Raw genomic sequence first — 24312 nt, forward strand, 5'->3', positions numbered from 1 at the left:
TGAGTAGATATGCATATTATTATTAGTGTGACAGGACTCCTATGCACCCGTAGGCGGAGGTAATCAAATGGCATTACTCATTGAAGTCAAAAATCTGACACTTGAATTTGATGGTGTTAAAGTTCTCAAAAATATAAATCTGACCATTAATGAAGGAGAAGTTCTTGGAATTCTTGGAAGAAGTGGCTCAGGGAAAACAGTATTGATGCACGTCCTGCGCGGTGCTGAAGAATATGAAGGTATCAGTGGAGAAGTAATCTACCATCTCGCAAGATGCGACAAATGTGGATATATCGAACCACCGAGCAAGGTTGGAAACGAATGTCCTGACTGTGGCAAGGATACTCTCAAGCCTTTTGAAGCCGATTTCATAAAACTTTCACTCCATGACTCTGGAAGACGTGAGATAACCAAAAGGATCGCTATTATGCTTCAGCGTACCTTTGCTCTCTATGGTGATGACAAGGTTATTGTTAATGTTATAAACTCTCTCACAGAAATAGGTGTCAATAGTGAAACCGCCATGTCTCGTGCTGTAGAACTCCTGGAAAAGGTAGAGCTTTCACATCGCATGATGCATGTGGCACGTGACCTAAGCGGTGGTGAGAAACAGAGAGTGGTACTTGCCCGCCAACTTGTAAGAGACCCAATGCTTCTTATTGCCGATGAGCCAACAGGCACGCTTGATCCTAAGACCGCAGATGTAGTGCATGATGTGATTGCAAAAGCCGTCAAAGAATACAATATGACAATGGTCATTACTTCGCACTGGTCAGAGGTCGTAGAGGACCTGGCTGATAAGGCTATTATTCTTGAGGATGGGGCAATTGTAAAGGAAGGTTCCCCCTCAGAGGTCGCAAAAGAGTTCATGCAGCTTGTCTGTTCTGTAGAAAAGAAATGCGACGTAGTTATTGGTGACCCACTTATCAAGATCGATAATCTTGTTAAGAAATATATCTCAGTGACCAGAGGTGTTGTTTACGCTGTGAATGATGTCTCATTTGATGTAAAAGAAGGAGAGATATTCGGTCTTGCAGGTACCAGTGGTGCAGGAAAGACCACTACATCTGAAGTCCTCATGGGTATTGTGCAGCCTACAAGTGGTGAGATACAGGTACGCGTCGGAGATGAGTGGATCGACATGAAAAAACCAGGACCTGAATGCAGGGGACGTGCAGTTAAGTACATGGGTATACTGCATCAGGAATATGGCCTTTACACTCACAGGACGATAATTGACAATCTGACAGAATCAATAGGTATTGATCTTCCTTACGAACTTGCTGTAAGAAAGGCGATCAATACTCTGGTAGCAACCGGATTCACGGATGAGAAGGCAAAATCTATATTATCAAAGATGTCAAATGAGGTTAGCGAAGGTGAAAGTCACAGGGTTGCGCTGGCTCAGATATTGATGAAGGAACCAAAGATCATCATAATGGACGAACCGACGGGAACAATGGATCCGTTCACAAAGAAAGAGGTCACAAAGTCAATTCTGGAAGCACGTGATAAGATGGGTGACACCTTTGTCATCGTTTCACATGATATGGACTTCCTGGAAGAGGTATGTGATCGTGTAGCTCTAATGAGAAATGGTAAGATCGTCAATGTAGGGAAGCCTGATGTTGTCCTTGCAGAGCTTACTGATGAAGAACGTATGGAAGCAGCTGCACCAGAACCATGACATTTTGAGAATATTACGGAGGAGTTTGGCACGAGTGGCGAAATAACGGTAGAGATCAACGGACAGGAATTTAAATTACCAGAAAGTTCAAATCTTGAAGACGCCATCAAGGTGTCAAACGCACCATATAAGAAAGGAACGGCAGTTGGGATACTTATTGAAAAAGAGGACTTGAAGTCACAGGCTTCTGTTGAATACCTTGTGAAGACATCCAAAGGTGAGTTCAAGATAGAACTCCTGGATGTTTCCTCTCTTTCTTCAAAAAGATGGGTGTCTATTTTTAACGATTTTATTGACATACCTGTTCGCTGGACGAGCAAAGATGCTCTGGCATTCGGGCCATTTAGTACGGATATGGAACCTGTCCGTGGTAGTACTGATATGGAACGGTTCACTTTGCTTTTCGGTGCAGGCGGCGGCGATGCCGCTAATACTCATATCATTATTAGCAAGACAAAACACTCATCAGAATATGGTGCTCCCGAAGGTGGTACATTTGCAAGACTTATAAGCGGAAAACACGTTCTTTCTGACCTTGACAAGGGCGACAGAATATTGTCAATAGAACCTGTTGTCGAATGGGAGAAAGCAGGTGAACACATCAGTACCACAGACCTTTCGGTTAAACTGGAGAGTGGCTCTAAAATATTCACATATGTTGAAATTGAGATCGATTCCCTGGCACCTGAGGGCGCAGAGTTCTTTTTTGCTGTAACCCGGGACGGTACTTTCAACATAGATTTTGTATCAAGTTCCTTTATATCCGATCATCGGTTCCAGGGTGAGCTAGTGACTTACGAGAACTTTGAATCCCGGTCAACTGGGTCTGTTTTTGTGAGGACTGTGGGATATGGCGCAGGAAAGCTATACATTTCCATAGATGATCGTACATCCTCTATTATGCACTCTGTAATAGGTCATGTTACCAAGGGCATTGAATTTGTAAGGATGGCACAGAGTGGTCAGAAAATAATGATAGACTCGGCTCCAGAGCCAATAATGTTGCTTGGTATGACCAATAAGGATGCTAAAGAGGAAATGATCTCTCTTGGAATTGGGATCACCGTGGAAGGTTATACGGAAGATGACGGGTTTATTGTTAAACAAACACCTGCAACAACGATTGGGATCATGCAGGGCACAGAGGTCACTGTACAGGGTGTCGATCCGGAAATGCTTGTGACAATCGAGCTTTATGATGATCTTGCTCCAAAAACACTTGACTTCTTCAGACATGCCGTGGGTCTCCAGTATAATCCGGTTGGTGTCCTCCCTATAATGATGACGTATGAGAATACTTACATCTTCAAAGCCGAGAAGCCAGCTGAAAAATATAAGGAGATATTCCCCGAGAACATCCCTAAAAAGACTCTTTCAGGTGAGATCGGTGTCACGAACCAGGTTGCAAAGCGCGCCGGTATGGTGGGTGTCAAAACTACAGATGATGATCTTTTCGGACCTACAGGGGAGAGGTTTGCAAACACTAATATTATCGGGAAGATACTTGAAATTGATAAACTCAAGCATTTCAAGGACGGAGATGTAATGTATATCCTTGAACGCAGCAGGGAGGAATAAAATGGGTGAAGGTAATGGAGATATCATAACGAAACTCGTTGTCATGAGCTCAGACAATGTACTGCCGATAGACGCTGCTATGCATATATACGAATCTAATACTGATATTGTCATAAAGGAAACATGTTTTGGCACCATGGTCACAGGTCCCAGAGATGCTGTGGATAAAGTGGTGAACGAGGTTGTGGATCTTGATAAGAATCGTATCTTTGTAAAAGAGAGAGGTTTCCCTCCGGGAGATGAAAGGCGCTGCCGTGCTTCCCGTGGTGGTGGTGCAAGGCCTGGATTCTATTTCCTGAAGGAAGAGTCAATGATGCTTCCAATGATTGGAAAAGCCCTCGATAAATATGACAAAAACGTTCCTCTCAAGGAGACCGAACACAAGAAAAGGCTTGAAGTGAAAGATCTTCAGGACATAATCGAATCTACTCAATGAGGCATTATAATGGCAAAAGTTATCATATACCCTACAAACAGTCTGATCCTTTCTGACCTGGTCCAGAGGTTCGGTCACACACCTATTGCAATGATGGAAAAGATCAAGGAAAAGATATCAACTGTTGGTGTGGATTCACCTCCCCTGAATATCACTGCGGAAGAACCAAAAACAGGTCTGAAGTATGCGGCTGTAGAGGTTCCGGCAGGTGTCAGGGGAAGAATGGCTCTCGTTGGACCTATGATCGAGCAGGCTGAGGCTGGTATCATTGTCGGTGAGACACCCATGGCATTTGGTTGTATGGGCTGTGCCCGTACAAATGAATTGACGAAATTCCTAATTAGGGATCGTGATATGCCAATCCTTGGGCTTGATTTTCCGGAATCTGATGACGGGGGTCAGGAATTTGTGTACAAGATCGCTGAGTTCCTGAAGTCATTGCCTGAGAAAACCGAGGAGGCAACAGAATGAGTGATGAAGCTGTTGTGAAAGTGGCATTAGTATCATGTGGTTCCGAATATGCTGGTGTTCAAGGAGAACTTGATTCGGTTGCAGCAAGTGTCAATGCTAAACTGATATACCCTGAGATAGATGTCAATGTCCTTGACACTATTGGAAAGGATTTTGGGCTGGAGGCTGCAAGTCCTGACCTTCGTCTTTTAATGGCAAGGGCCAAGGCCATAGTAGAAGGCATCTCGGACGTGGATGGTGTATTCATAACTTCATGTTTCAGGTGTGCTGAGGCTGCTATAGTAAGAAATGAAGTTCGTCGTTACATTAACAAACATTCTGATCTTCCAGTTATCAGTTATTCATTTACAGAGCGTACGACTGCAGCAACCCTGCTGACTCGTATGGAGGCTCTAACGACCATTGCAAGACGCAGACACCTTCTTGCAAGGGAAAAGCAAAGCGGACTTACCGCTGGTATTGACTCTGGTTCCACGACCACAAAGGCAGTTGTAATGAAGGACAACGAGATCATAGGCTCCGGATGGGTGCCCACTATAAAGGTTATTGACAGTGCAACGGAAGCTTTCAACCAGGCCCTGGAAGCTGCAGGTGTCAAACAGGAGGATATCCAGGCTATAGGCACAACCGGATACGGTCGTTTTCTTATTGGTGAGTACTTCAATGCCCAACTCATCCAGGAAGAGATTACTGTCAACTCAAAGGGTGCTGTTTATCTTGCCGACTCTCAGAAAGGTCATGCAACAGTTATTGATATTGGTGGAATGGACAACAAGGCAATATCTGTAGATGATGGTATTCCTGGAATGTTCACCATGGGTGGTATCTGCGCAGGAGCATCAGGACGTTTCCTTGATATGACGGCAAAAAGGCTCGGTGTTGACATCACTGAACTTGGCACACTTGCTGTAAATGGTATGGAACAAAATGTGGATATGAATAGTTACTGTATCGTTTTCGGTATCCAGTCACTTGTAAATTCCCTAGCAAAGGGCGCAACTCCTGAAGATGTCGCTGCTGCTGCATGTCACAGTGTCGTAGAGCAGATATTTGAACAGCAGCTTCAGGAAGTCGATGTAAAGGAGCCATTGATCCTTGTGGGTGGTTCATCTCTTATCGAAGGTGTTCCAAAGGCTCTTGGTGAGTTGCTTAAGATCAATGTTCTTGTTCCTCCTAACTCCCACCTTATAGGTGCTGTTGGTAGTGCTTTGCTGGCATCAGGATTCGTGGAGGAGTAATTTTTATGGAAGCTCTTGAGACTTTCGTTGTAGAGTCCCCGGTCCCGGAAGAAGGTGATGCATACAAGAGCATAGTTGCTGATATCATTACAGAACTGGTGCTCGGAGGCGCTATTGGACGCATAAAGGTTGTTGTAAGGCCGGAAGAATCCCTTTATCAGATGGCCATTATTTTAAGAGGCAGCCAGCCCACTGTAAAAGTATCTGATATTGGCAGTGTTGAAGCCGGTAACCTTGCGAAAAAAGAGGTAAAGATCTCTCTCACGGAGGAAAAATATTTGCCTGAATTACTTGAACTGCTCTGGGCAAGATATGGACGTGCAAAGGTCTTCCAGCCCGAGAGAAGGACACTGATAATGAATGCTGAAGACACATCTGCTGAGATCGAGTTCCTTAAGGATATGGTAGTTGCTGATCCCAGAAGGACCCTGCAGTCACGTCTGGTTGAAATGGCTATAAGGGCCACTCCTGAAGGATTCAGGGTGCGTTATCATTCAATGGACAAGCATAAGTTCGTTTTTGTAGCAAGCGAGGACGCTCTTAAACCTGAATGGATACAGGAAGCAAATCAGATGATCACAGAACTCGCGGAGGAGAAATAATGGCAGCGATATTAGAGCCATACATTTACGAGGGCGGTGTACACAAGCACTCTCTTATTACCGAACTTCTGGAGGACCTTGGTGGCTATCTTATCCAGAAAGTTCCTGCAGCAACAGAGGTCACACTTGTCATGCTGATACCCAGGGGTGATGTACATCTTATTGAAGAGCTGGGGACGAAGCTTTTGGGCAAGCTCACCCGTGCACCACTTACCGGTACGGAGATTGCTGTCGTATCTCCTACACTTGCATCCCATCATCTTCCACACTCTGCCTGTGATGTTGCGGAATATCTGCGTAGGGGTGGAGCTAACACAAATATGCTGGGCCTTGCAAGAGGTATGGGCAGAAGGGTTTCTCTATCTGACAACTACGAAAGGAAGCTTATTAATGAGCATGACCTCGCTGTGTTTTCCTTTGGTACTTTCAGTGATTGTATAAAGAACAAGAAACCGAAATTACTTGAGGGTGTAATCGTTCCCAAGATCGTTACAGGTGGACCCCGTGACCTTAAGACCGAAGACATTGCAAATGCTGACATGTATGTCGGAGGTATTGGCAGGGTTGCCCATCGTCTGAGGAAAAGTGGTGAACTTGACTCACTTGATGGTATGAACGAGAAGGTTATTGAAGTAGTGGAAAAGATGCGTGAGGATCTCGCAAAAGATCCCCTTGCCGTATTGCCTGCAAGGGTCATGAAAGAGATCCATGAGCAGATTCCGGAGATATTCAATGTACTTTCGCCTGCTCCAGTCACTCTTCAGCTTGATGGCCTGCGTGTTAAACTTCCATACGAGCAGTTCCATGAAAAGGTGGAGAAACTTGAATTTGATGAGGGTGTAAGACTGTCTGATATGGCTGCTATCACTCTGTCAAAGATGAAAAATTATATACTGGTCAAGATCAAACGTGAATCCGAGGTAGGGTTTACTGCTTAATATCTATTCATGTGGTTATTATGGATTTGAAAAAAATAAAAGAAATTCTTGACAAAGAGCCTGAAGAGGCAGTCGAAGATATTCTGGAAGATGTCGAGAAACGCTATGGTGAGATTCCTTACATAATTAACTTCATGAAGGATATGCCGGAACTTTTCATATCACGCATGATTTATGAGAACAATGTCATGCGTGAATTCAAGCGTATGGATCCCAAAACAGTGGAGCTTATTTGCATAGCTGTGGCTTCTGCTTTGAGGTGCGAGCACTGTATGAAGACTCACGTCAGGGTTGCTAAAAGGCTCGGTGTCTCTAAGGAAGAGATATTTGATTCTGTTTTGATAGCAAGCACCATTTCAACAGCTGCTGTACTTGCTGAAGGTACGCGTTCAGTAGATACAGTGTTCAACGAATCCAACACAAGAATGGCTGATTCCAAATGTACTATATGCAATATAAATTCTGAATTTCCTGAAGACTAATAAAAAAAGAGATTAATAGAAGGGTGTTCCTGGTCCTGAAACCAGTACTCCTGCTATATATCCAAGTATAACACCACTGTTGAGGAATGGTAATCCTGCCTGTGGTTTTCCTTTCATTACCAGTATGCTTAACGCTACAAATCCTACAATTGTTCCTATCATTGCACCAAGAGCAGGGTAGGATATGAATCCTATGTAATTCAGTGTTGCTTTCTGAACTAGGAATACGTTTGCAGATACTACCAGTATGGTTGGCATTATGGCATCTCCGAGTCCCATGAAGAATGCTTCTCTCTCCTGACCTTCTTCTTTTTTGAACGAGTCATTGATGAATGAGTACTTCAGGTGTTTAGGAATGATAAAGAGTATGGGCAGGCGGAGGTCCATTACTCCTTCTGCAAGGTCTATCATGTGCTTTGTCTTGTAAACTGATATTGCATCATATATCGCAAGCAATGACAGAAGTACCAATACAGGAAGAATGGATAATGAGATTCCAAAGATGGCGCTGGCTCCTGCTCCTATTATCAGTCCTATGGTGTTGATCACATACCATTCAGGGAACTTGTAAAGCAGTATTGTAAGTACAGCTGCCAACAGGCCGGATATAATATTGTTTGTCACTATTGATATATCCGCAAGGGATAGTAAAGCGTAGAACACATAGTACATGGTAGCTCCCACTGCAAGCAGTATGGTGAGTTGTATTATCCATTCCATGTTCCTTTTGATCGCCATCAATAGTAGTAATGTGAATACAAGGATAACTCCTATGTAATAGATGCTATTTGCAGTTGAGTCCGGGTCCTCGAATGCCTGCATATCATTTGCACTCATAGGCGTGGCTAAAAGCAGTGCTGTAATCTGTACTACCAGTATGATGCCTGCCATTACAAGCATTGGTGCATAATCTTTTAAAACTGTCTTTTCAGAACTCAAATCTGCAACTCCAAATATATAAATAGTCAAATATTATTTAAATATACTAAATGGTTATTCAGTATTTAAGGTATTCTCTTTTAAAAAAATAGTGTTAAATAATATAAATAGTAAAAAAGCACATATTATTATGAGGGATCAGAATGGAAATCAGGGAAATAATATTCTCAGTTGTGATGGTTGTATCTTCATTTGTATTAACCTATGAATGGCTTGGAAGGTTTAAATACAGTCCGGCAAATGCTTTGATCATACTTTCCGCCATGGTTATGGTGGGGGCACTGGCTGGCATGATCTTATTGGTTGACATGCGTTTGCGTAAGATAGACAATATGCTTGAAGCAAAAGAACGTTCTTTAAGAATAAATATTCAGAGTGTTGAAAATAACCTGGATTCCAGAGTTAATGAGGTTCTTTTCAGGATGGATGATATAATAGCTTCTATGGACAGGACTAGATATAGGTGATAAGTATATTTAGCGACCGTGCTATATTCCGAAAACCATATTAACTAGGTTGTAGTAGAATGATGATAAATATTTTCCATCTATAAGAGGTGCGTACATGCGCATTAATTTAGAACCAATAGGTATTATAAAGAAAGCCGGGAAATGTTCTGAGATCCTCATCTACTCTGACTTTGAGCAGCTTGTGAAGAACATGATGTCAAAGTTAAGCAAAAATGACGATGATCAGCACAATCTTGTTATCATCCATAAAAATAAAGACCTCAACGACCTTCATCAGGTGAGGGTTACTAAGACACACTTTATTGACAGGGTGGGAAACATCCTAAAAGTAGGAAAAATAGACGCAAACGATGATACTGTTATTGATGTAAGGCTTGAATGCAATGGACTTCTAACAAGCGAACTCTGAATCAGGGTTTTTGCTGACTCAATTTTGATTTTACATGGGTGTCGATATAGGAGATCTCCTTAAGAGGAGCACGATCGAGGTATCTGACCTTTCTTTAGATATAGTAGCGATAGACGCTTTTAACACACTTTATCAATTCTTAAGTATTATACGACAGAGGGATGGTACTCCTCTCAAGGATTCACAGGGAAACGTCACGTCACATCTGTCCGGCATCCTTTACAGGATGACAAACATTATCGAAGCAGGAGTGAAACCTGTTTTTGTTTTTGATGGCAAGCCGCCTGAGTGGAAATCTTGTACCATCCAGAAGCGCACCGAAACCCGTGAGAATGCAAAGGCTAAATGGGCAGAAGCAAAAGAAAAAGGTCTTGCAGAAGAGGCATACAAGTATGCTCAGGCATCTTCAAAGGTTGATGCCACTATTGTTGATGATTCCAAAAAACTCCTGAATGCAATGGGTATTCCATTTGTGGATGCTCCTTCAGAGGGTGAGGCACAGGCTGCCTACATGGTTAAGAAAGGCGATGCGGATAAGATTGCATCACAGGATTATGATTCCCTGCTTTTCGGTTCTCCTCAGGTTGTGAGGAACCTTACTGTATCCGGTAAAAGAAAACTGCCTAAAAAGAACATCTACGTGGATGTGAAACCCGAAACCATCAACCTAAAGGAAAACCTGGATGAGCTAGGGATAACTCATTCCCAGCTTATCGATCTCGCTCTTTGTGTGGGTACTGACTACAATGAGGGACTTGGTGGAGTCGGTCCCAAAACAGCTCTCAAACTCATCAGGGAGCATGAAAGCATAGAAAATATTCTAAAGGCAAAGGATCTGGAGATTCCTCACCTTGAGGATATCAAGGAGTTCTTCAAATCTCCTGATGTGACTGATGATTATTCTCTGAAATGGAGCAAACCAGATCCCGAAGCAGTAATCTCCTTCCTCTGTGGTGAACATGATTTTTCAGAGGACAGAGTTACAAAGGCTCTGGAACGTCTCGAAGCTTCATCGGGAATCGGCCAGAGCACTCTTGATAAGTGGTTTTAGTTCTTTGAATCCTGTTTTTTAATGAGTGAGACGCCTGTCATCTGTTCAGGTTTTTCTATGCCAAGTATATCCAGCATTGTGGGAGCTATGTCTGAAAGTTTTCCATCCTGTAATGTCATTTTTTCCTCACTGCTTACCAGAAGGCACCTTACAGGATTGGATGTATGTGCAGTATGTGGCTTTCCTGTGTTGTAATCTATCATCTTCTCAGCGTTGCCATGGTCAGCGGTTATGATGGCGGAACCGCCTTTTTCCATAATGGCATCGACAATCTTTCCTACACACTGATCAACGGTCTCAATGGCTTTTATTGCTGCATCGACGATTCCTGTATGTCCTACCATGTCCATATTGGCAAAATTGAGGACTATGGCATCATAATTGTCGTTGAATATTTTATTCACAAGTTCATCGGTGACTTCAAAAGCACTCATTTCAGGTTTAAGGTCGTAGGTGGCAACATCAGGTGATGGTATAAGACATCTGTCTTCTCCCTGGTTTTTCTTTTCCACACCGCCGTTGAAGAAAAAGGTCACATGGGCGTACTTTTCGGTTTCAGCTATACGAAGCTGTTTTTTGTTATGTTTGCTGAGTACTTCTCCAAGTGTGTTTTCATAACTTTCAGGGGGGAATGCGATTGGGACATCGAGTTTCTCATCATACTCAGCCATGCATGCATAATGCAGTTCAGGTTTCACTTTTCTCTCAAAGCCATCAAAATCCCTGTTGACAAGTGCGTATGTCATCTGTCTTGCTCTGTCAGGGCGGAAGTTGAAGAAAATAACAGCATCTTTATCCTTTATTGTTGCAACTGGTTTGCCTTCTTTGTCTGTGATGACAGTTGGCTTGACAAATTCATCATTTTCTCCCCTCTCGTAAGCCTGGCTGACTGCTGATACTGCATCTTCTGCAAAGACTCCCTCGCCGTTTGTGAGTGCGTTGTATGCCAATTCTATTCGATCCCAGCGTTTGTTGCGGTCCATTGCATAATACCTACCGGAAACCGTTGCAGTCTTTGCTATGCCGGTGCTATGGCAGAACTCCTCATGGGCTTTCATGTCCTCAAGCGCATTCTGTGGGGGCACGTCTCTTCCATCTAGGAATACGTGAATATAAACTTCCCCAAGCCCTTCTTTTTTTGCCATTTCCACAAGAGCTCTCATGTGGTCCATGTGGCTATGCACGCCTCCGTATGAGAATAATCCCATGAGGTGCAATGCGGAATTATTTTTCTTTACATGTTCCATGGCATCGAGAAAGACCTGATTTTTGAAAAAAGAACCATCTTTTATGGCTTTGTTGATTCGGGTAAGGTCCTGGTAAATGATCCTGCCGGCACCAATGTTGAGGTGCCCGACTTCTGAGTTACCCATCTGGCCTTCAGGAAGTCCTACACCTTCCCCTGAAACCTCAACTAAACAGGAAGGATATCTCTCTAACAAAGAGTCAAGTACGGGAGTTCTTGCAGCCATAACCGCATTGCCATGCTCTTCAGAGGTATATCCCCAGCCATCAAGTATCATCAGTAAAAGAGGTCCTTTCTCATGTGACATGCGTTGAGAATTGTCCTGATGGTTTTTAAATGCGTTGTATTGTGAGTTCAGGATGAGGTGATATTCTCATCCATAATCGTCAATATTTTGAACTCTTTTATCACCATCACAAAGGTAAGTAAGAACGCAAGACCATCTGATAATGGGAAAGCCATCCATACACCTGTCAGCTGGAAAAAACGTGGCAGGATTATCACAAGGGGTATCAGGAACAATAACTGTCGACTCATGGCTAATAAAAATGAAGGGCGTGCTTTTCCTATCGCCTGATATAGTGATGTTCCAACTACCTGAAAGCCTACAAGCGGGAGTGCCAATACTATTATACGTGTTGCATATTTCCCCGATGAAATAAGTTGCTGGTCAGTGGTGAATATACTGAACAACTGTTCAGGAAAGGCCAGAAACACTATGAAACCCACAATTGCCATAGCGGTTGTAACAAACATTGAGAGCTTAACAGAGTCCATAACCCGGGAAAAGTTCCTTGCACCATAATTGAATCCGACTATCGGTTGTAATCCCTGTACGATCCCGTACATTGGCATGAAAGTGAACATGAACAGACGGTTGATTACGCCGAAAACTGCTATGGCAACATCTCCTCCGCCGTAAGCCAGAAGTATGTTGTTCAAAACAATTACGACAAGACTGCCGGATGCATTTCTTGTAAGGGGTCCCATTCCAATTGAAATGGTTTCCCTGGTAATGTCCCATTTTGGTATCAGATTTTTAGTATGGAATCGCAGGCTGGAATTGCCTGAGGCAAAATACCACACAAGGAAGATAGCTCCTGTAGTCTGGGCAATAACAGTTGCAATAGCTGCTCCTTTTACCCCCATTCCAAAACCATACATGTATAAGGGCTCGATTATGATTCCCAGTTTGTCAGCAAGAAAATTGAATTCTATGTATCCTGACCCGAAGATGAAAAACGGGTCAAGTATGATGTTTACAAGAGCTGATACCAGCATGGTGTACATTGCAACTTTGGCATTCCCTTCTGCGCGCACCACATTGTTCATGGCCAGTGCGAACATGAAGAATATGGATCCGTAGAGTATCACTCTAAGGTATTCTGTGGCATATGGAAGAATGGTGTCAGTAGCCCCGAACAATTGCAGTATGGGTGTGATGAATATGCTTCCTAGTATACAGATGAATGCACTTGTTATCAGGACAAGGGAGAGCACGTTTCCCATTACATTTTCAGCTCTGTCAATATTCCTCTCACCAAGGCTTCGTGAGATCATGGAAGAACCACCGATGCCAATGGCAAGTGCAATGGCCATGACTACCATCATTATAGGGAATGCAACTGCAATTCCTGCGATACCCTGTACGCTGTTCTCTCCAAGTGCCTGACCTACAAAAACAGTATCTACCACGTTATACAGAGCCATGACTAACATCCCTATGGTGGCAGGTGCGGATAACTTGAAAAGGAGCTTGCCTATACTTTCATCAGCTAAGAGTCTACTTCGTTCGTGCAATGATCAGCCTTCTTTCCCGGAAAAAGGGATGGGACTAATAGACTGGATTGTTGTATTTATCCTTTTCTTTCATTGTGTCTGGAACACTTTTTTTCCGTTTAATTGAAAGTGTTTTATCTTTCTGATCTTATGCTGTCCTGATGTGCCGGAGCATAATGTTAAACAGAAGCAAAAGATTGCTTTCAAAAAGTATGATGTCAGTATTGTTCCTGTCTTTGCTGGTTGCAGTAAGCAGTGTGAACTCAAGGTCCTTCTCAGCTTCCATGCGTATTTTTGAAAAAGGGTCCTGAGTTTCATTTCTTGCGATCGATATACTCTTTGCAACTGAAAAAGGGTCAAGGTATTTGTTGACCCAGCAACCCAGTTCTTTGCTATATCTTGTAGAAAGAGTCATGTTCTTGATTCTCTTCAACGAACTCTGTTTGTTTTCCTGATAGTATGTGATCCAATCCGACATGCTATTACCCCGTTCATTTTACTCAAAATGATGAACTATTCCCATGTGTTTATTTGTTAGTTCAACAATATTAAATTTCTCCAAAACAATATTTATATTTATCTGTTTATATTTGTTTAATGATGTCTGGCTTACAAATTGTCTGCCAATCACGTTATCTATTTATGCTAATATGGTCACTTTTTCATAGGGGGTTAAAAATGGAAGAACCTATAAAGAAATCCGATGAGCAATGGAAAGAAGCACTCACGAACGATCAGTTTCTTGTATTGCGACAAAAGGGGACAGAAGCGCCTTTTACCGGCAAATATTATGCGAACAAGGAGGAAGGTATCTACCTATGTGCAGCATGTGGACAGAAGCTATTCACTTCGGACACAAAGTTTGATTCAGGAACCGGATGGCCCAGCTTTTTCAAACCCATATCTGAAGAGAAGGTTATGCGCAAAAAAGATAAAAGCCTCTTCATGGAGAGAACCGAAGTCCTCTGCAGCAGATGTGGAAGCCATTTGGGTCATGTTTTTAATGACGGACCTAAACCCACAGGTGAGCGGTTTTGTATGAATTCCATATCACTTGATTTTGAAAAAGAGGAATAAGGGCATTTGATTAAATATTGATTTGAGGCAAAAAGCCTCAAATTTATCTTATTGTAACACTAAGTGTCATGTCGGGAACATCTGTTACACTGAATGTGTAGGTCCCACTTTCCATGAATGTATAGGTATAGACGTCGTTGGAATCCATTTCCTGATCGTCAAAGAGGCCGTCATCACTGACAAGCACATATGTGTTCTGTGGTTTGTAGTTTCTCCACGCTATGGAGTCGCCCCTGTTTATTTCAAGTTCAGAGGGTTTCATCATTCCGTAGTATTCCATCCTTACAGCGTAGTCCTGAGCTTCACCAATTATAGGTTCAAAGTCTTCAACAACATCTTCTGATGCTTCTTCTACTTCATCTACAACGGTGTCTTCTGCATTGTCGGCACATCCGCTAACGAATACTCCTGCAAGCATTAATAGTATGATACATATCAGCCATTTTTTTGTCATATTTTACCACCCAATTCTATTTTCTTAAATTAGAAATTTTCCTATTTGTCTTTCCCGGCAAACAGCTTATTTTATTTTGTAATTGCTTTCCGGGATAAATTTATACGGCATATCGTGAAATAAAGGCTATGAACACATCCCTTATATTTTTTATGTATTTGCTACTGGTAAACATAGTAGCATTTTCCCTAATGGGGATAGACAAAAGAAAAGCAAAAAAAAATAAATACAGGATACCTGAAAAAAATCTCTTCCTGTGGGCGATTGCCGGTGGCAGTGTCGGTTCTATTGCAGGGATGTACTTTTTCCATCACAAGACCAGACATCCCAGTTTTCAGATTGGAATGCCTTTGATCCTTCTGGTCCAGATATACGTGTTTATTCGTTTTCTGATCCCACTTTATGTTCTGAGCTGATACGTGGGGTGGAGTTCAGAACTCCAGCCTTTTCATCTCTTCCAGTATCTTTGGGGTGAAAGTGGTAAAATTCTGTATTCCACCGGTCCATGCGGCCAGCATCATGACATCCTTGATCTCCTGGGCAGTCACACCGTATTTTTTCAATCTCTGAAGTATCTTCACGGCACTACTTGTTTTTTGATTGGCGCAGGCAATGGCGAATACCATCAAATGCTTATTTCTCTTGGAAAGACCGCCTTCCCTTTCGTCCCATACTGAACTGTAGAATCCTGCCACAGCTTCTGAGAAGTCCTCATCCAGTCTCTTTGCATAGACAACGGCTCTTGGCTGGAATCCTTTCACGTCTTTTGCATTTTTTGTTTCTTCTGCCATATTATCAATGAAGATTTGGCAGGAAATGATTTAATGCTTTCTTTGAGGATTCTGGTAATATAGCTGATGATGAATATTTCGTTGAAACTTACGAAGACGAAGGAATCTCATAATGAAGGAAATATTACTATTTTCTTCTACCTTTTGGTTCACTATTGTTCCTATCCTTGTTTTTAGATTCATCCGATATTTTATGTTTAGTTGAGATGCTTGAATATCCCGATAGTAAAATAGAGAGAATCGTAAGTGCTCCTACAAATATTCCCAAGTTTTTAACCCATTCTTGTTCATACCTAGATTTTACATGCACTGTTACGCTTTCTTGTGTAGAATACCACACATTGTCATGCTCATAGAACACATAACTTCATAATTACCAGGATTCGCATTATCTGCTATTTGAAATTCGAGAGATAGAGGAGTTACCAATTGTCCGCCATTTTCTTGCCACGGAGCTACCCTTGAAGTATTATTAAAGGACTGCCATGGTTTTCCCCCATAATTAAAAAAGGGAGCTAAATTATCATCGTCCTTTGTAAAATAATACGCTGGCAAAGCTCCTGCTAATTGAGATCCTTCTTTAAAGGAACGTGTCTCATACTGACTTTTTTCTTTACCCTGCTCAATATCTGACCAATTGGCTTGAATTGTATAGACACTAACACTTTTTTCCTTGCTAATATCAGAAGGAATCGATATTCTTATTTTATTAGTATCAACTTGTCCAACACCTGTGATGAAATAATTTATTTTTATACCTTCATTTACATTTTTTTCTATATATTTAGTGTCAGAATAAATTTCATAAACAGGGACACCAACAGAATAATTGGCTGTGGCATTAGATACGTTATAAAAACAAGGGAAATCTGCAGATACATTGCCGCAGAAAACAATGCACAAACAAAGCGCGAAAATCCAACATGCATTTTTTTGATAACGCATTAACAATTACCTCTTGTTCTAAATAAGAACTCACTATGTTGTTAGAATATAAATGTGTTTAAATTTATTTATATTAAGCTGAGATATGATAGGTATTGCTTCCATTAAATATCGTAAATAAGATATTTAAACTGCCAAGTAAAGGAAAAATTTCCAACAGCATTCTTGAAAACCCTTTTTTATTTATATGCAAAATCTGTATTTTCATGTTTGAAAAGGGTGAAAGAAGAAATCTTTCTATTATGGTGGCTAATCGGAAATTTTAATTCGGGCATTTGCTAAATGCCCCTGTTCTGCATCCGGCACATAGCGCAGCTTGTTCAGTAGCAACCCATCAGTCCCGGTACTCTCTTCCTATTAATAGATAATGTACGTGTGTCATCAAAAATGACGACAAAGTATAACATTATAAATTTCACCTACAATTTCCCATTCATAATAGAAAACTTTTAATTCTGGTGCAGAGTAAGTTCCATCATGTCTCTTGAAAACTACGGGGTTTTAAAAGGAAAGCCAAAGGACTGTAAATGTGGAAAAGGTACAAGCTCTCATTTTCAGGTACTAGTACATGATGGCAAACATGAGCATCGTGTTGCTGTTAATGTCAGTTCTAAGGTTTCTCCTTCTGAGATACTGTATTTTGTAGATGACAACTTCAGTCATCCAATCACTGAAAAACTTGAGAACCTTGGAATGGGATATAAAAGACTTGATAATACCTCAAGGGCTATACGTCTGGATTATGTTCGTGGCGGACTCTTTGATGTGTCAAAGATGCTGCCTTTGAAATGCGATATTCCAGGTCCTTCCAATGACCTTAATGAGCTCATACAGAAATACGTGAAGCAAGCCATCAGTATGAACGGCAGCATGATCTATGCTTTTGGTGAAAGATGGGGGCCAGAATCTTTCCTTTCTGATAGTTTCTTTGGTTTCAGGCCCGGTAGTGGTATCCATGATATTCACATGAATCAGGGCAATTCTCCTAAGTGGACAGGTGATGATGCTCCTGATCAGGATGGAGGCCTGCTCATACATTTGACGGAAGAGGACAGGTGGATTGCTATTTTCCTTGCATTCCAGTCCCAGTGTTTCAATACAGATGAGTCAACTGGTCACTGTCTGCCTGATGGGAAAAAGATTACTTCAGAACCATGTAAAGAATCCAAAATAGAGCCTGAAAACATAGTTCATGCAGGCTCGGTCAAAATAATTGCTGCACTTGTCAATCCCATAGGTGTTGATATGGGCAAAGAGGCCATAACTCTGTTCAATGCCTCTCCTGATGATATTGATCTCGATGGCTGGTTCATTCAGGATGGACCGGGAAGAAAATCCTTGCTGAAAGGCGATATCAGTGCAGGCTCAGGTACGCGTATACTTCTGTCCGGAAAAGGTGTTATTCTTGCGAATAGTGGAGGGCAGATCAGCTTGTACGATAATAAGGGCACATTGATGGATGAGGTTAAGTATGCCGGCAGGAAAGTACGGTCTGGCTGGAGTCTTGTTTTTTGATTCCAATCTTCCTTTTCCCATTTTTATTTACTGTCAAAACTCGATAAATTGATAAGTTCTCACGTTGTCAGTCTCTTATACAACAAAGGCAACGTCTCCGGTAGCATAAGAGCATCATCGATTATCGTGTATCCGACATCGGAAAATATGTTGTCAAGGTACTCTCCGGGATTCCTGTCAACAGTTATGCAGAAGAAGTGCATACCCTGGTTTTTTCCTTCACTGATGGCAACTCTTGTATCTTCCTGTGCGAGGTCGCCCTGATATGAATCCTCTCCCTTTGACCTATCATAGGGTTCGCCATCAGAGAGCAGCACCAGCATTTTTGTCCTTGCACCAGCCTGTTCCAGTTTCTTTATGGAATGGCGGATTGCAGGTCCCAGGCGTGTATTGGATTCAGGTTGCAGGAGGCTTATCCTGCGTGCCACATTATCCGAGAGTCCTTCATCGAATTCCTTTATCACAAAATACTCAACATCTTCGCGGCTCTTTCCTGAAAATGCGTAGATGGCGTACTTGTCTCCGATGCTCTCAAGCGCCTGGCTCATGATTATGAGTGCATCTTTTTCAACATCCAGTATGCTCCTGCCATCAGCTCCAAGTATCTTGCGTGTTGAGGCACTGACATCCACAAGAAAGAGGGTTGCAACATCCCTTTCATGCTTATCCCACCTGATATACAGCCCATCATCTGGGTTGATTCCGCACCTTTTTGCGATGAGTGATTCTGTAAAAGCATCGATATCTATTTCGGTTCCATCATTCTGCTGCTTCATCCGGTGGAAAGCTTCAGGTTTCATCAAACTGAAAGTGTGTTTAAGGAGTGCTATCTCATTCCCGTAGCGTTCCATTGCTTTGGTATAGTAATATGTGGAACCGCCTATAGGTTCAATTTCATTTATCGTACTCCACTCTGATCTGTAGTCATTGATTAATGAGTCCCACTCGTCGTATTTGTAGCTTCCAAGCACTCTCCAATTCTTATTCAGGGCTTGAGTGGGTTTCTTGGTGGCCTGCTCCTTCGGTCTTTCTTCCTGGGCGGTCAGGTCTGACTCAGTTTCAGGTATGAAATTCTTAATGACATTCTCACAGGATTTAGTCATCATCGGGTCCGCAGAACCAGTGGCACCGATATCCATTCCCCGGTAACCGATGTTCTCCAGCATTTCATATTCCGTTTGTCCAAGAGGGCCAAAGTATTCTTCAAGCAGGTCATAGATGTCTAAAGCAAGCTCAAGGGATGAGAATGTGCTTGAATCTTCCCTGAATATGTTCTCTTCCAGCTTTTTCTGGGTTTTCTTCAGGATTCCTTTGTTAGGCTCACTAATCTCAAACGCAGGTTCATGTCCGGTGGAAATCCACAGCAATGCCTCCATGAATTCATCAAGTCTATCTTCTGGTGCAGGTCTTGTCACAAGCATCCTGTGGCGCACATCCTCAAGGTCAGAGCGCACTCCTTTGAAGTGGTCCATTATCATGTACTCGACACGTGCATCCTCCAGTATCCCCAATATGGTTGCAGCCAGTATCTGATTAGGAAAAAGTGAGAGTATGTCAATTATATCGGGATGGTCGTTATTTTCCCTGTCCTGTGAAAGAGTATCTCCCTCATTTTCAAGCGAGTACTTCCCCTTTATCTTCTCTGTCATTGCAGCGGCTTTTTCAAAAGGGATGTCCACCGAACTGAACCGAACGTGTCCAACCTCATGCATTACACTCAACTTGTATATCTTGAAATTATCTTCAATATCCTCATAAACTTCCATTTTAGGTGCGAGGTAGATTGTATTTCCTGCTATGATGGGGTTCATGCCATGTACATCTACCTGAAGTGGCAATGTTGCCATGGAGCGTATTATGAAATTGGTGCCTGAAAGTCCCAGAGCATAATATCTCAACACATTTGCCACTTTCTTAAGAGTGATTGCACCTGTGAGTTCTTCAACCAGTTCTCTGGAACTTTTGGATTCGAGTGAGAAATAGGCTTTTCCAGCAGGTTTTTTCTCATCAGCAGCTTCCAGACCCTTCAGTGTCCAATCTTCCAGGTCGTCCATGTTAAGTTTTTCAAGGATCGAAGGTGAATGGAAAAAGAAATTCAATGCCAGTTTCCTGTCTTTCTCATATACCTTCAGTCCGATCTCTATCCATTTCCCTGCATTTTCTGGTTTTGTTCTATCAACAAATGGGCTGAGATTCTCAAAAAAAGCACTGGAAAGAGCGCCCTCTTTTGCAAGGAGTGCATTTGCAATCCTGAATATCTCTTCATGCTGTTGCGGGGGTATTTTGCTTAATGCCTGTATGGATGTTTTGAAATAATCCATGGCCAGTTCAAGGTTCTGTATTGCGATTCCTTCTCCCGTTCCTGCCCATTCATCAAACATCTCTTTACTTAGCAGTTTGTATGCCCCGGAAGTATTTTCAAAATAACTTTCAAGACATTCAGATTGGATATCTGCCAGAAGGATACCTCTGTCTATGAGTATTGACCTGATATCCCTGTCTGTATCTTCCAGGTGTTTTCCAAGTGCAAGGCTTGTTCTGATGAAATTCCTGAGTGTCTGTTTGTTACCCGAAAAGGAGGATATTGCTTTATCTTTCCATCCTTCTACTTCATTCAGTTTCAGGTTACCAAGGTAATGTGGGATAGTATTCAAAAAGGATTTAGCACTCTTATTATCTGTATCAGCAAGGTCAATTGCGATGTTCATGAGGAATGCAAACTCTTCCTCATCAGCCTTTTCCATAATGGTTCCTGCATTCCTCAATAATGTCATTGCAGGGACTTCACCAAATTGCAGCATACGGTCCATGGAAGCAAGAACTTCTCTTCTCCTTTGTGGCCGGACATTTGGAAGCACCTTTTCTATCAGGTTTATGAGCTCTATGGCAGTGAGCCAGTGGCTTTTGATGACACGCTCTGTGACGTGGCAGAATAAAGTAAAATTCTCCGGTGTGAGCAATAAGTGCAGGTGGATGAGGTGTTCAAAGTAGGCTTCTGCAACCTTTGCGTTGAAATTTCCAAGTTTTCTTCCTTTTTCCACAAGCTCCTGAAACATTTCAGGTTTTGTGGATACAATTACCTGTCCGGTATGTTTGAAGTAGGCTATTGCTATCCATTTATTCTGTTTGGAGAGCGAAATTCCTGTGCTGGTCCAGTTTTCAAGAAGTTCAAGACCGCCTTTTTTTATGATTGCCAGCGAGGAATCAAAGAATCCTTCACAACATGAAACACTCAGTTTCGAGATTTCTCTTGCAAGGGAGAGCCAGCTCTCAAATTCATATTTTTCAAGGGATCCATAAACATGTGGCGCAGCACCAAGAAAGGCTATAAGTACTCTCATGCCACGCTTGAGTGCGCCTTTTCCGGCATGAAGGACTGCTTCCAGCTCATCATCATCTAAGTTTTCAAACCCTGCTGCTAATCTGGAAATTTCAGAACTTTCAAGTTTTGGAAAATAGGCTGCTATCAGTTCATTGGTCTTTCCAGTTGTGGCAGGCTTTTGTGTATCTGTACCTTCTGCCACGTATTCACTCACTCCATAATGGCAGCGATGATCTCATCAATGCTTCTCTGCAGATCAGGATTGTCAGTTATGGGTTTTGCCATGGCTATCCTGCAGGCTTCTTTGGATTCTATACCTTCGCGGATTAGTTTGCCTGCATATATCAACAGGCGGGTGCTCACTCCCTCTTCGAGTCCATGATGTTTGAAGTTCCTGATGCTCTTTCCAATTTCCACGAGCAGGCCCGCGGTCTTCTCATCGACTTTACTTTCATGCGCAACGATCTGCTTTTCAAGCTCTGCGGGGGGATAATCAAAATCAATTGCAACAAATCTCTGCCTTGTGCTCTGTTTCATGTCCTTGACAATGCTCTGGTAACCGGGGTTGTACGAAACACAAAGCATGAACTCTTCCGGCGCTTTGACTATTACTCCGAGCTTGTCGATAGGTATTATGCGTCTGTCATCGGTGAGCGGGTGTATGACTACTATGGTATCCTTCCTGGCTTCCACCACTTCATCAAGATAACATATTGCTCCACATTTCACAGCTTTTATGAGAGGTCCGTCACTCCATTCTACGTTGTCTCCTTTTATCAGAAACCGTCCCACAAGGTCTGTTGCAGTGAGGTCCTCATGGCAGGCAATTGTTATCAGAGGACGTTGTAATTTGTAAGCCATATATTCCATGAACCGTGTCTTCCCACAACCAGTAGGTCCTTTCAGGTTCACCGGCAGCAGGTTTTTGTACGCGGCTGTGAATATCTCAACTTCGTTACCCACAGGTACGTAGTAAGGTTCTTCTGTTACCAGATATTCATCAACAGGCAGCTCTTCAGATAAAGCACATTTTGTTGGCATCGTACTATTCCTCTTATGATAGTATTCTACTGTCTTGCTTTATATCTGCTGTGCAGGAGGACTTTTACTTATGTTTTATCAATTTGATGGAAATTGATAGGTTTTGATAGATGTATCAGTTACAAGTGATTTGTTAATGGCTAATGAAGTTCTGAATATTGCGAACTGAACATATTGTTGAATAGGTAGTTTACTTTTACATCCCTGGTGAATTGATGTTGATTCCCTTCAAAATCATGCTTTAATTTAATGCATTGGTAAAAAGAAACGGTTAAATAATGTAAAAACTTCCCTTTAATACAGTTACTTATAATGAGGGATGTTGTTTGTTATCAGAAAAATTATCCATAATAATCATTTTTGTACTCTATCTCCTCTTCATGGTGGGTATCGGTGCGATTTACTATAGGAAAACAGCCAATCTGTCAGACTACATCCTTGGTGGAAGAAAGCTGAACAGTTGGGTGACTGCCCTGAGTTCTCAAGCATCGGATATGAGTGGATGGTTATTGCTTGGACTTCCCGGATATGCCTACGTAGCAGGAATGGAATCCATATGGATAGCTGTGGGGCTTGCGCTGGGAACTTACCTTAACTGGAAATTTGTAGCCAGGCGCCTGCGTAAATATACTCAGGTAGCGGGGGATGCTATTACCATTCCGGTTTACCTTGAGAATAGATTCAGGGATCAGAGCAAGGCACTCAGGATCATCTCTGCTTTGCTTATTTTGGTATTCTTCTTGTTCTATACATCATCAGGACTCGTTGCCGGTGGAAAGCTTTTCAGCACGGTTTTTGATATGCCTTATACTACAGCACTGACCATCGGTACTTTTGTGGTCATAACCTACACATTCCTTGGCGGGTTTATGGCTGTATGCTGGACTGATTTCTTCCAGGGAATGTTGATGCTATTTGCCATTGCAGTTGTACCAATTACAGCTATGCGCAATGCAGGAGGATATAGTTCCACTGTGGATATCATCAGGTCAATAGACCCGCAGCTTCTGAATCCATTTACATCATCTGGTGGAGACCTTATCTCTCTGGTAGCTATTGTTTCTCTGCTTGCCTGGGGACTGGGATACTTTGGTCAGCCTCATATACTTGTAAGGTTCATGGCTATCCAGCATTCTGACCAGATTAAGCAGGCAAGGCTTATTGCTATGATCTGGGTGGTCATATCTCTGGCTTTTTCCGTCTTTGTTGGAATAACAGGAATGGCATTGTTCCCGGGAGTACTCGACGGTGCATCAAGCGAGACGATATTCATGTTGATGGTTAACGAACTTTTCCATCCTTTGCTTGCAGGTCTTTTGCTTGCAGCAATTCTTGCAGCCATAATGAGTACTGCGGATTCACAGTTGCTTGTTTCAGCTTCTGCATTCACCGAAGATATATACAGGCTGCTTTTCAAACAGGATGCCAGTGAAAAGGAACTTGTATGGATGGGAAGACTTGCTGTTGTTCTAGTATCTGTTGTAGCATACTACCTTGCATTGGATCCAGAAAGTTCAGTATTGGATCTTGTGTCATATGCATGGGCAGGGTTTGGAGCTGCTTTTGGACCTACGATTCTTTTCTCTTTGTTCTGGAAGAAAATGACAAAGAACGCTGCACTGGGGGGACTCATCTCCGGTGGGCTTATGGTTATCATCTGGAAACAGCTTTCTGGGGGAATATTCGATCTGTATGAGATAGTACCTGGTTTTGCACTTTCATGCATCGTGATCATCCTCATAACGATGCTGGAAAAGGAACCTTCTAATGAGATAATGGAAGAGTTTGACAGGGTCGCAATTGCAGATGTATAATTTTACCGGCAGAATATGCCGGTCATT

At 42.3% G+C, this 24312-nt stretch carries 24 protein-coding genes; 15 read left to right on the forward strand and 9 right to left on the reverse strand.

All coding sequences use genetic code 11. From position 1 onward, the window contains the following. Positions 1-67 precede the first annotated feature (67 nt). The 8 genes from atwA to WN948_RS09075 are packed head-to-tail and all read left to right on the forward strand — an operon-like array spanning position 68 to position 7432. Complete coding sequence (atwA, locus tag WN948_RS09040; RefSeq protein ID WP_342303884.1) at positions 68-1687, forward strand: methyl coenzyme M reductase system, component A2; 1620 nt, start codon at positions 68-70, stop codon at positions 1685-1687. A gap of 54 nt (positions 1688-1741) precedes the next feature. Next, positions 1742-3265, forward strand: coding sequence for a methanogenesis marker 3 protein (locus WN948_RS09045; protein ID WP_342306447.1), 1524 nt, complete (start codon positions 1742-1744; stop codon positions 3263-3265). Position 3266: 1 nt separating this feature from the next. After that, entirely contained in the window at positions 3267-3701 is a 435-nt protein-coding gene (locus tag WN948_RS09050; protein ID WP_342303885.1) for a methanogenesis marker 6 protein, read from the forward strand. Between the two features lie 9 nt (positions 3702-3710). After that, positions 3711-4172 carry a methanogenesis marker 5 protein gene (locus WN948_RS09055; protein ID WP_342303886.1) on the forward strand — a complete coding sequence of 154 codons (462 nt, stop codon included), beginning with the start codon at positions 3711-3713 and terminating at the stop codon, positions 4170-4172. Next, a complete protein-coding gene (locus WN948_RS09060; RefSeq protein WP_342303887.1) occupies positions 4169-5410 on the forward strand; it encodes a methanogenesis marker 15 protein in 1242 nt (413 codons plus the stop codon). Before WN948_RS09055 ends, WN948_RS09060 begins: the two co-directional genes overlap by 4 nt. 5 nt (positions 5411-5415) lie before the next feature. Further along, on the forward strand, positions 5416-6012 hold the full coding sequence (locus tag WN948_RS09065; RefSeq protein WP_342303888.1) for a methanogenesis marker 17 protein: 597 nt from the start codon (positions 5416-5418) through the stop codon (positions 6010-6012). Continuing rightward, positions 6012-6950 carry a methanogenesis marker 7 protein gene (locus WN948_RS09070; RefSeq protein WP_342303889.1) on the forward strand — a complete coding sequence of 313 codons (939 nt, stop codon included), beginning with the start codon at positions 6012-6014 and terminating at the stop codon, positions 6948-6950. Before WN948_RS09065 ends, WN948_RS09070 begins: the two co-directional genes overlap by 1 nt. A 20-nt stretch (positions 6951-6970) precedes the next feature. After that, positions 6971-7432 (forward strand): carboxymuconolactone decarboxylase family protein, encoded by a 462-nt coding sequence (locus tag WN948_RS09075; protein ID WP_342303890.1) that lies wholly within the window; start codon positions 6971-6973, stop codon positions 7430-7432. Between the two features lie 12 nt (positions 7433-7444). Here WN948_RS09075 and WN948_RS09080 read toward each other — a convergent pair whose 3' ends face one another. After that, the gene (locus WN948_RS09080; protein WP_342303891.1) at positions 7445-8371 is read right to left on the reverse strand and encodes a presenilin family intramembrane aspartyl protease PSH; all 927 of its coding nucleotides are present in this window, start codon (positions 8369-8371) and stop codon (positions 7445-7447) included. 143 nt (positions 8372-8514) lie between these two features. Between WN948_RS09080 and WN948_RS09085 the strand changes: the two genes are divergently transcribed. The 3 genes from WN948_RS09085 to fen all read left to right on the forward strand — a co-directional run bounded on the left by WN948_RS09085 (position 8515) and on the right by fen (position 10301). Next, positions 8515-8838 carry a hypothetical protein gene (locus WN948_RS09085; protein ID WP_342303892.1) on the forward strand — a complete coding sequence of 108 codons (324 nt, stop codon included), beginning with the start codon at positions 8515-8517 and terminating at the stop codon, positions 8836-8838. Positions 8839-8935: 97 nt separating this feature from the next. Next, on the forward strand, positions 8936-9250 hold the full coding sequence (locus WN948_RS09090; protein WP_342303893.1) for a hypothetical protein: 315 nt from the start codon (positions 8936-8938) through the stop codon (positions 9248-9250). A gap of 34 nt (positions 9251-9284) precedes the next feature. Beyond that, positions 9285-10301, forward strand: a complete 1017-nt coding sequence (fen, locus tag WN948_RS09095) for a flap endonuclease-1 (protein WP_342303894.1) — start codon at positions 9285-9287, stop codon at positions 10299-10301. Here fen and gpmI read toward each other — a convergent pair. The 3 genes from gpmI to WN948_RS09110 form a co-directional block, all read right to left on the reverse strand. Next, a complete protein-coding gene (gene gpmI / locus WN948_RS09100; RefSeq protein WP_342303895.1) occupies positions 10298-11854 on the reverse strand; it encodes a 2,3-bisphosphoglycerate-independent phosphoglycerate mutase in 1557 nt (518 codons plus the stop codon). The genes fen and gpmI overlap by 4 nt on opposite strands. Before the next feature lie 47 nt (positions 11855-11901). Further along, positions 11902-13347 carry an MATE family efflux transporter gene (locus tag WN948_RS09105; protein WP_342303896.1) on the reverse strand — a complete coding sequence of 482 codons (1446 nt, stop codon included), beginning with the start codon at positions 13345-13347 and terminating at the stop codon, positions 11902-11904. A gap of 127 nt (positions 13348-13474) precedes the next feature. After that, complete coding sequence (locus WN948_RS09110) at positions 13475-13804, reverse strand: hypothetical protein (protein WP_342303897.1); 330 nt, start codon at positions 13802-13804, stop codon at positions 13475-13477. Positions 13805-14004: 200 nt separating this feature from the next. Here WN948_RS09110 and msrB point away from each other — a divergent pair, with 200 nt between their 5' ends. Beyond that, positions 14005-14403, forward strand: a complete 399-nt coding sequence (msrB, locus tag WN948_RS09115) for a peptide-methionine (R)-S-oxide reductase MsrB (protein ID WP_342303898.1) — start codon at positions 14005-14007, stop codon at positions 14401-14403. 43 nt (positions 14404-14446) lie between these two features. Here msrB and WN948_RS09120 read toward each other — a convergent pair whose 3' ends face one another. Then, complete coding sequence (locus WN948_RS09120) at positions 14447-14857, reverse strand: cell surface lipoprotein (RefSeq protein ID WP_342303899.1); 411 nt, start codon at positions 14855-14857, stop codon at positions 14447-14449. A 152-nt stretch (positions 14858-15009) separates the two neighbouring features. Here WN948_RS09120 and WN948_RS09125 point away from each other — a divergent pair, with 152 nt between their 5' ends. After that, positions 15010-15273, forward strand: a complete 264-nt coding sequence (locus WN948_RS09125; RefSeq protein WP_342306448.1) for a DUF1294 domain-containing protein — start codon at positions 15010-15012, stop codon at positions 15271-15273. A 15-nt stretch (positions 15274-15288) separates the two neighbouring features. Here WN948_RS09125 and WN948_RS09130 read toward each other — a convergent pair whose 3' ends face one another. Continuing rightward, on the reverse strand, positions 15289-15648 hold the full coding sequence (locus tag WN948_RS09130) for a carboxymuconolactone decarboxylase family protein (protein WP_342303900.1): 360 nt from the start codon (positions 15646-15648) through the stop codon (positions 15289-15291). 312 nt (positions 15649-15960) lie between these two features. Continuing rightward, positions 15961-16593, reverse strand: coding sequence for a hypothetical protein (locus WN948_RS09135; protein WP_342303901.1), 633 nt, complete (start codon positions 16591-16593; stop codon positions 15961-15963). 477 nt (positions 16594-17070) lie between these two features. Here WN948_RS09135 and WN948_RS09140 point away from each other — a divergent pair, with 477 nt between their 5' ends. Next, positions 17071-18108: a DUF2278 family protein gene (locus tag WN948_RS09140; RefSeq protein ID WP_342303902.1), complete on the forward strand. Its 1038-nt coding sequence runs from the start codon at positions 17071-17073 to the stop codon at positions 18106-18108. Positions 18109-18167: 59 nt separating this feature from the next. Here WN948_RS09140 and WN948_RS09145 read toward each other — a convergent pair whose 3' ends face one another. Together WN948_RS09145 and WN948_RS09150 are read right to left on the reverse strand one after the other, a co-directional pair. Continuing rightward, positions 18168-21632, reverse strand: a complete 3465-nt coding sequence (locus WN948_RS09145; protein ID WP_342303903.1) for a VWA domain-containing protein — start codon at positions 21630-21632, stop codon at positions 18168-18170. A gap of 8 nt (positions 21633-21640) precedes the next feature. After that, positions 21641-22471 (reverse strand): CbbQ/NirQ/NorQ/GpvN family protein, encoded by an 831-nt coding sequence (locus WN948_RS09150; protein ID WP_342303904.1) that lies wholly within the window; start codon positions 22469-22471, stop codon positions 21641-21643. Positions 22472-22797: 326 nt separating this feature from the next. Here WN948_RS09150 and putP point away from each other — a divergent pair, with 326 nt between their 5' ends. Then, the gene (gene putP / locus WN948_RS09155) at positions 22798-24285 is read left to right on the forward strand and encodes a sodium/proline symporter PutP (protein WP_342303905.1); all 1488 of its coding nucleotides are present in this window, start codon (positions 22798-22800) and stop codon (positions 24283-24285) included. Positions 24286-24312: the final 27 nt, after the last annotated feature.

Source organism: Methanolobus sp. ZRKC5, from assembly GCF_038446525.1.
GTDB lineage: Archaea > Halobacteriota > Methanosarcinia > Methanosarcinales > Methanosarcinaceae > Methanolobus.

Excerpts from the sequence above, each read along its gene's own strand:
- atwA (WP_342303884.1), top strand. The coding sequence starts at position 68 with ATGGCATTACTCATTGAAGTCAAAAATCTGACACTTGAATTTGATGGT.
- WN948_RS09050 (WP_342303885.1), top strand. The coding sequence starts at position 3,267 with ATGGGTGAAGGTAATGGAGATATCATAACGAAACTCGTTGTCATGAGC.
- WN948_RS09055 (WP_342303886.1), top strand. The coding sequence starts at position 3,711 with ATGGCAAAAGTTATCATATACCCTACAAACAGTCTGATCCTTTCTGAC.
- WN948_RS09060 (WP_342303887.1), top strand. The coding sequence starts at position 4,169 with ATGAGTGATGAAGCTGTTGTGAAAGTGGCATTAGTATCATGTGGTTCC.
- WN948_RS09065 (WP_342303888.1), top strand. The coding sequence starts at position 5,416 with ATGGAAGCTCTTGAGACTTTCGTTGTAGAGTCCCCGGTCCCGGAAGAA.
- WN948_RS09070 (WP_342303889.1), top strand. The coding sequence starts at position 6,012 with ATGGCAGCGATATTAGAGCCATACATTTACGAGGGCGGTGTACACAAG.
- WN948_RS09075 (WP_342303890.1), top strand. The coding sequence starts at position 6,971 with ATGGATTTGAAAAAAATAAAAGAAATTCTTGACAAAGAGCCTGAAGAG.
- WN948_RS09085 (WP_342303892.1), top strand. The coding sequence starts at position 8,515 with ATGGAAATCAGGGAAATAATATTCTCAGTTGTGATGGTTGTATCTTCA.
- WN948_RS09090 (WP_342303893.1), top strand. The coding sequence starts at position 8,936 with ATGCGCATTAATTTAGAACCAATAGGTATTATAAAGAAAGCCGGGAAA.
- fen (WP_342303894.1), top strand. The coding sequence starts at position 9,285 with ATGGGTGTCGATATAGGAGATCTCCTTAAGAGGAGCACGATCGAGGTA.
- gpmI (WP_342303895.1), bottom strand. The coding sequence starts at position 11,854 with ATGTCACATGAGAAAGGACCTCTTTTACTGATGATACTTGATGGCTGG.
- WN948_RS09110 (WP_342303897.1), bottom strand. The coding sequence starts at position 13,804 with ATGTCGGATTGGATCACATACTATCAGGAAAACAAACAGAGTTCGTTG.
- msrB (WP_342303898.1), top strand. The coding sequence starts at position 14,005 with ATGGAAGAACCTATAAAGAAATCCGATGAGCAATGGAAAGAAGCACTC.
- WN948_RS09120 (WP_342303899.1), bottom strand. The coding sequence starts at position 14,857 with ATGACAAAAAAATGGCTGATATGTATCATACTATTAATGCTTGCAGGA.
- WN948_RS09125 (WP_342306448.1), top strand. The coding sequence starts at position 15,010 with ATGTATTTGCTACTGGTAAACATAGTAGCATTTTCCCTAATGGGGATA.
- WN948_RS09130 (WP_342303900.1), bottom strand. The coding sequence starts at position 15,648 with ATGGCAGAAGAAACAAAAAATGCAAAAGACGTGAAAGGATTCCAGCCA.
- WN948_RS09135 (WP_342303901.1), bottom strand. The coding sequence starts at position 16,593 with ATGCGTTATCAAAAAAATGCATGTTGGATTTTCGCGCTTTGTTTGTGC.
- WN948_RS09140 (WP_342303902.1), top strand. The coding sequence starts at position 17,071 with ATGTCTCTTGAAAACTACGGGGTTTTAAAAGGAAAGCCAAAGGACTGT.
- WN948_RS09150 (WP_342303904.1), bottom strand. The coding sequence starts at position 22,471 with ATGCCAACAAAATGTGCTTTATCTGAAGAGCTGCCTGTTGATGAATAT.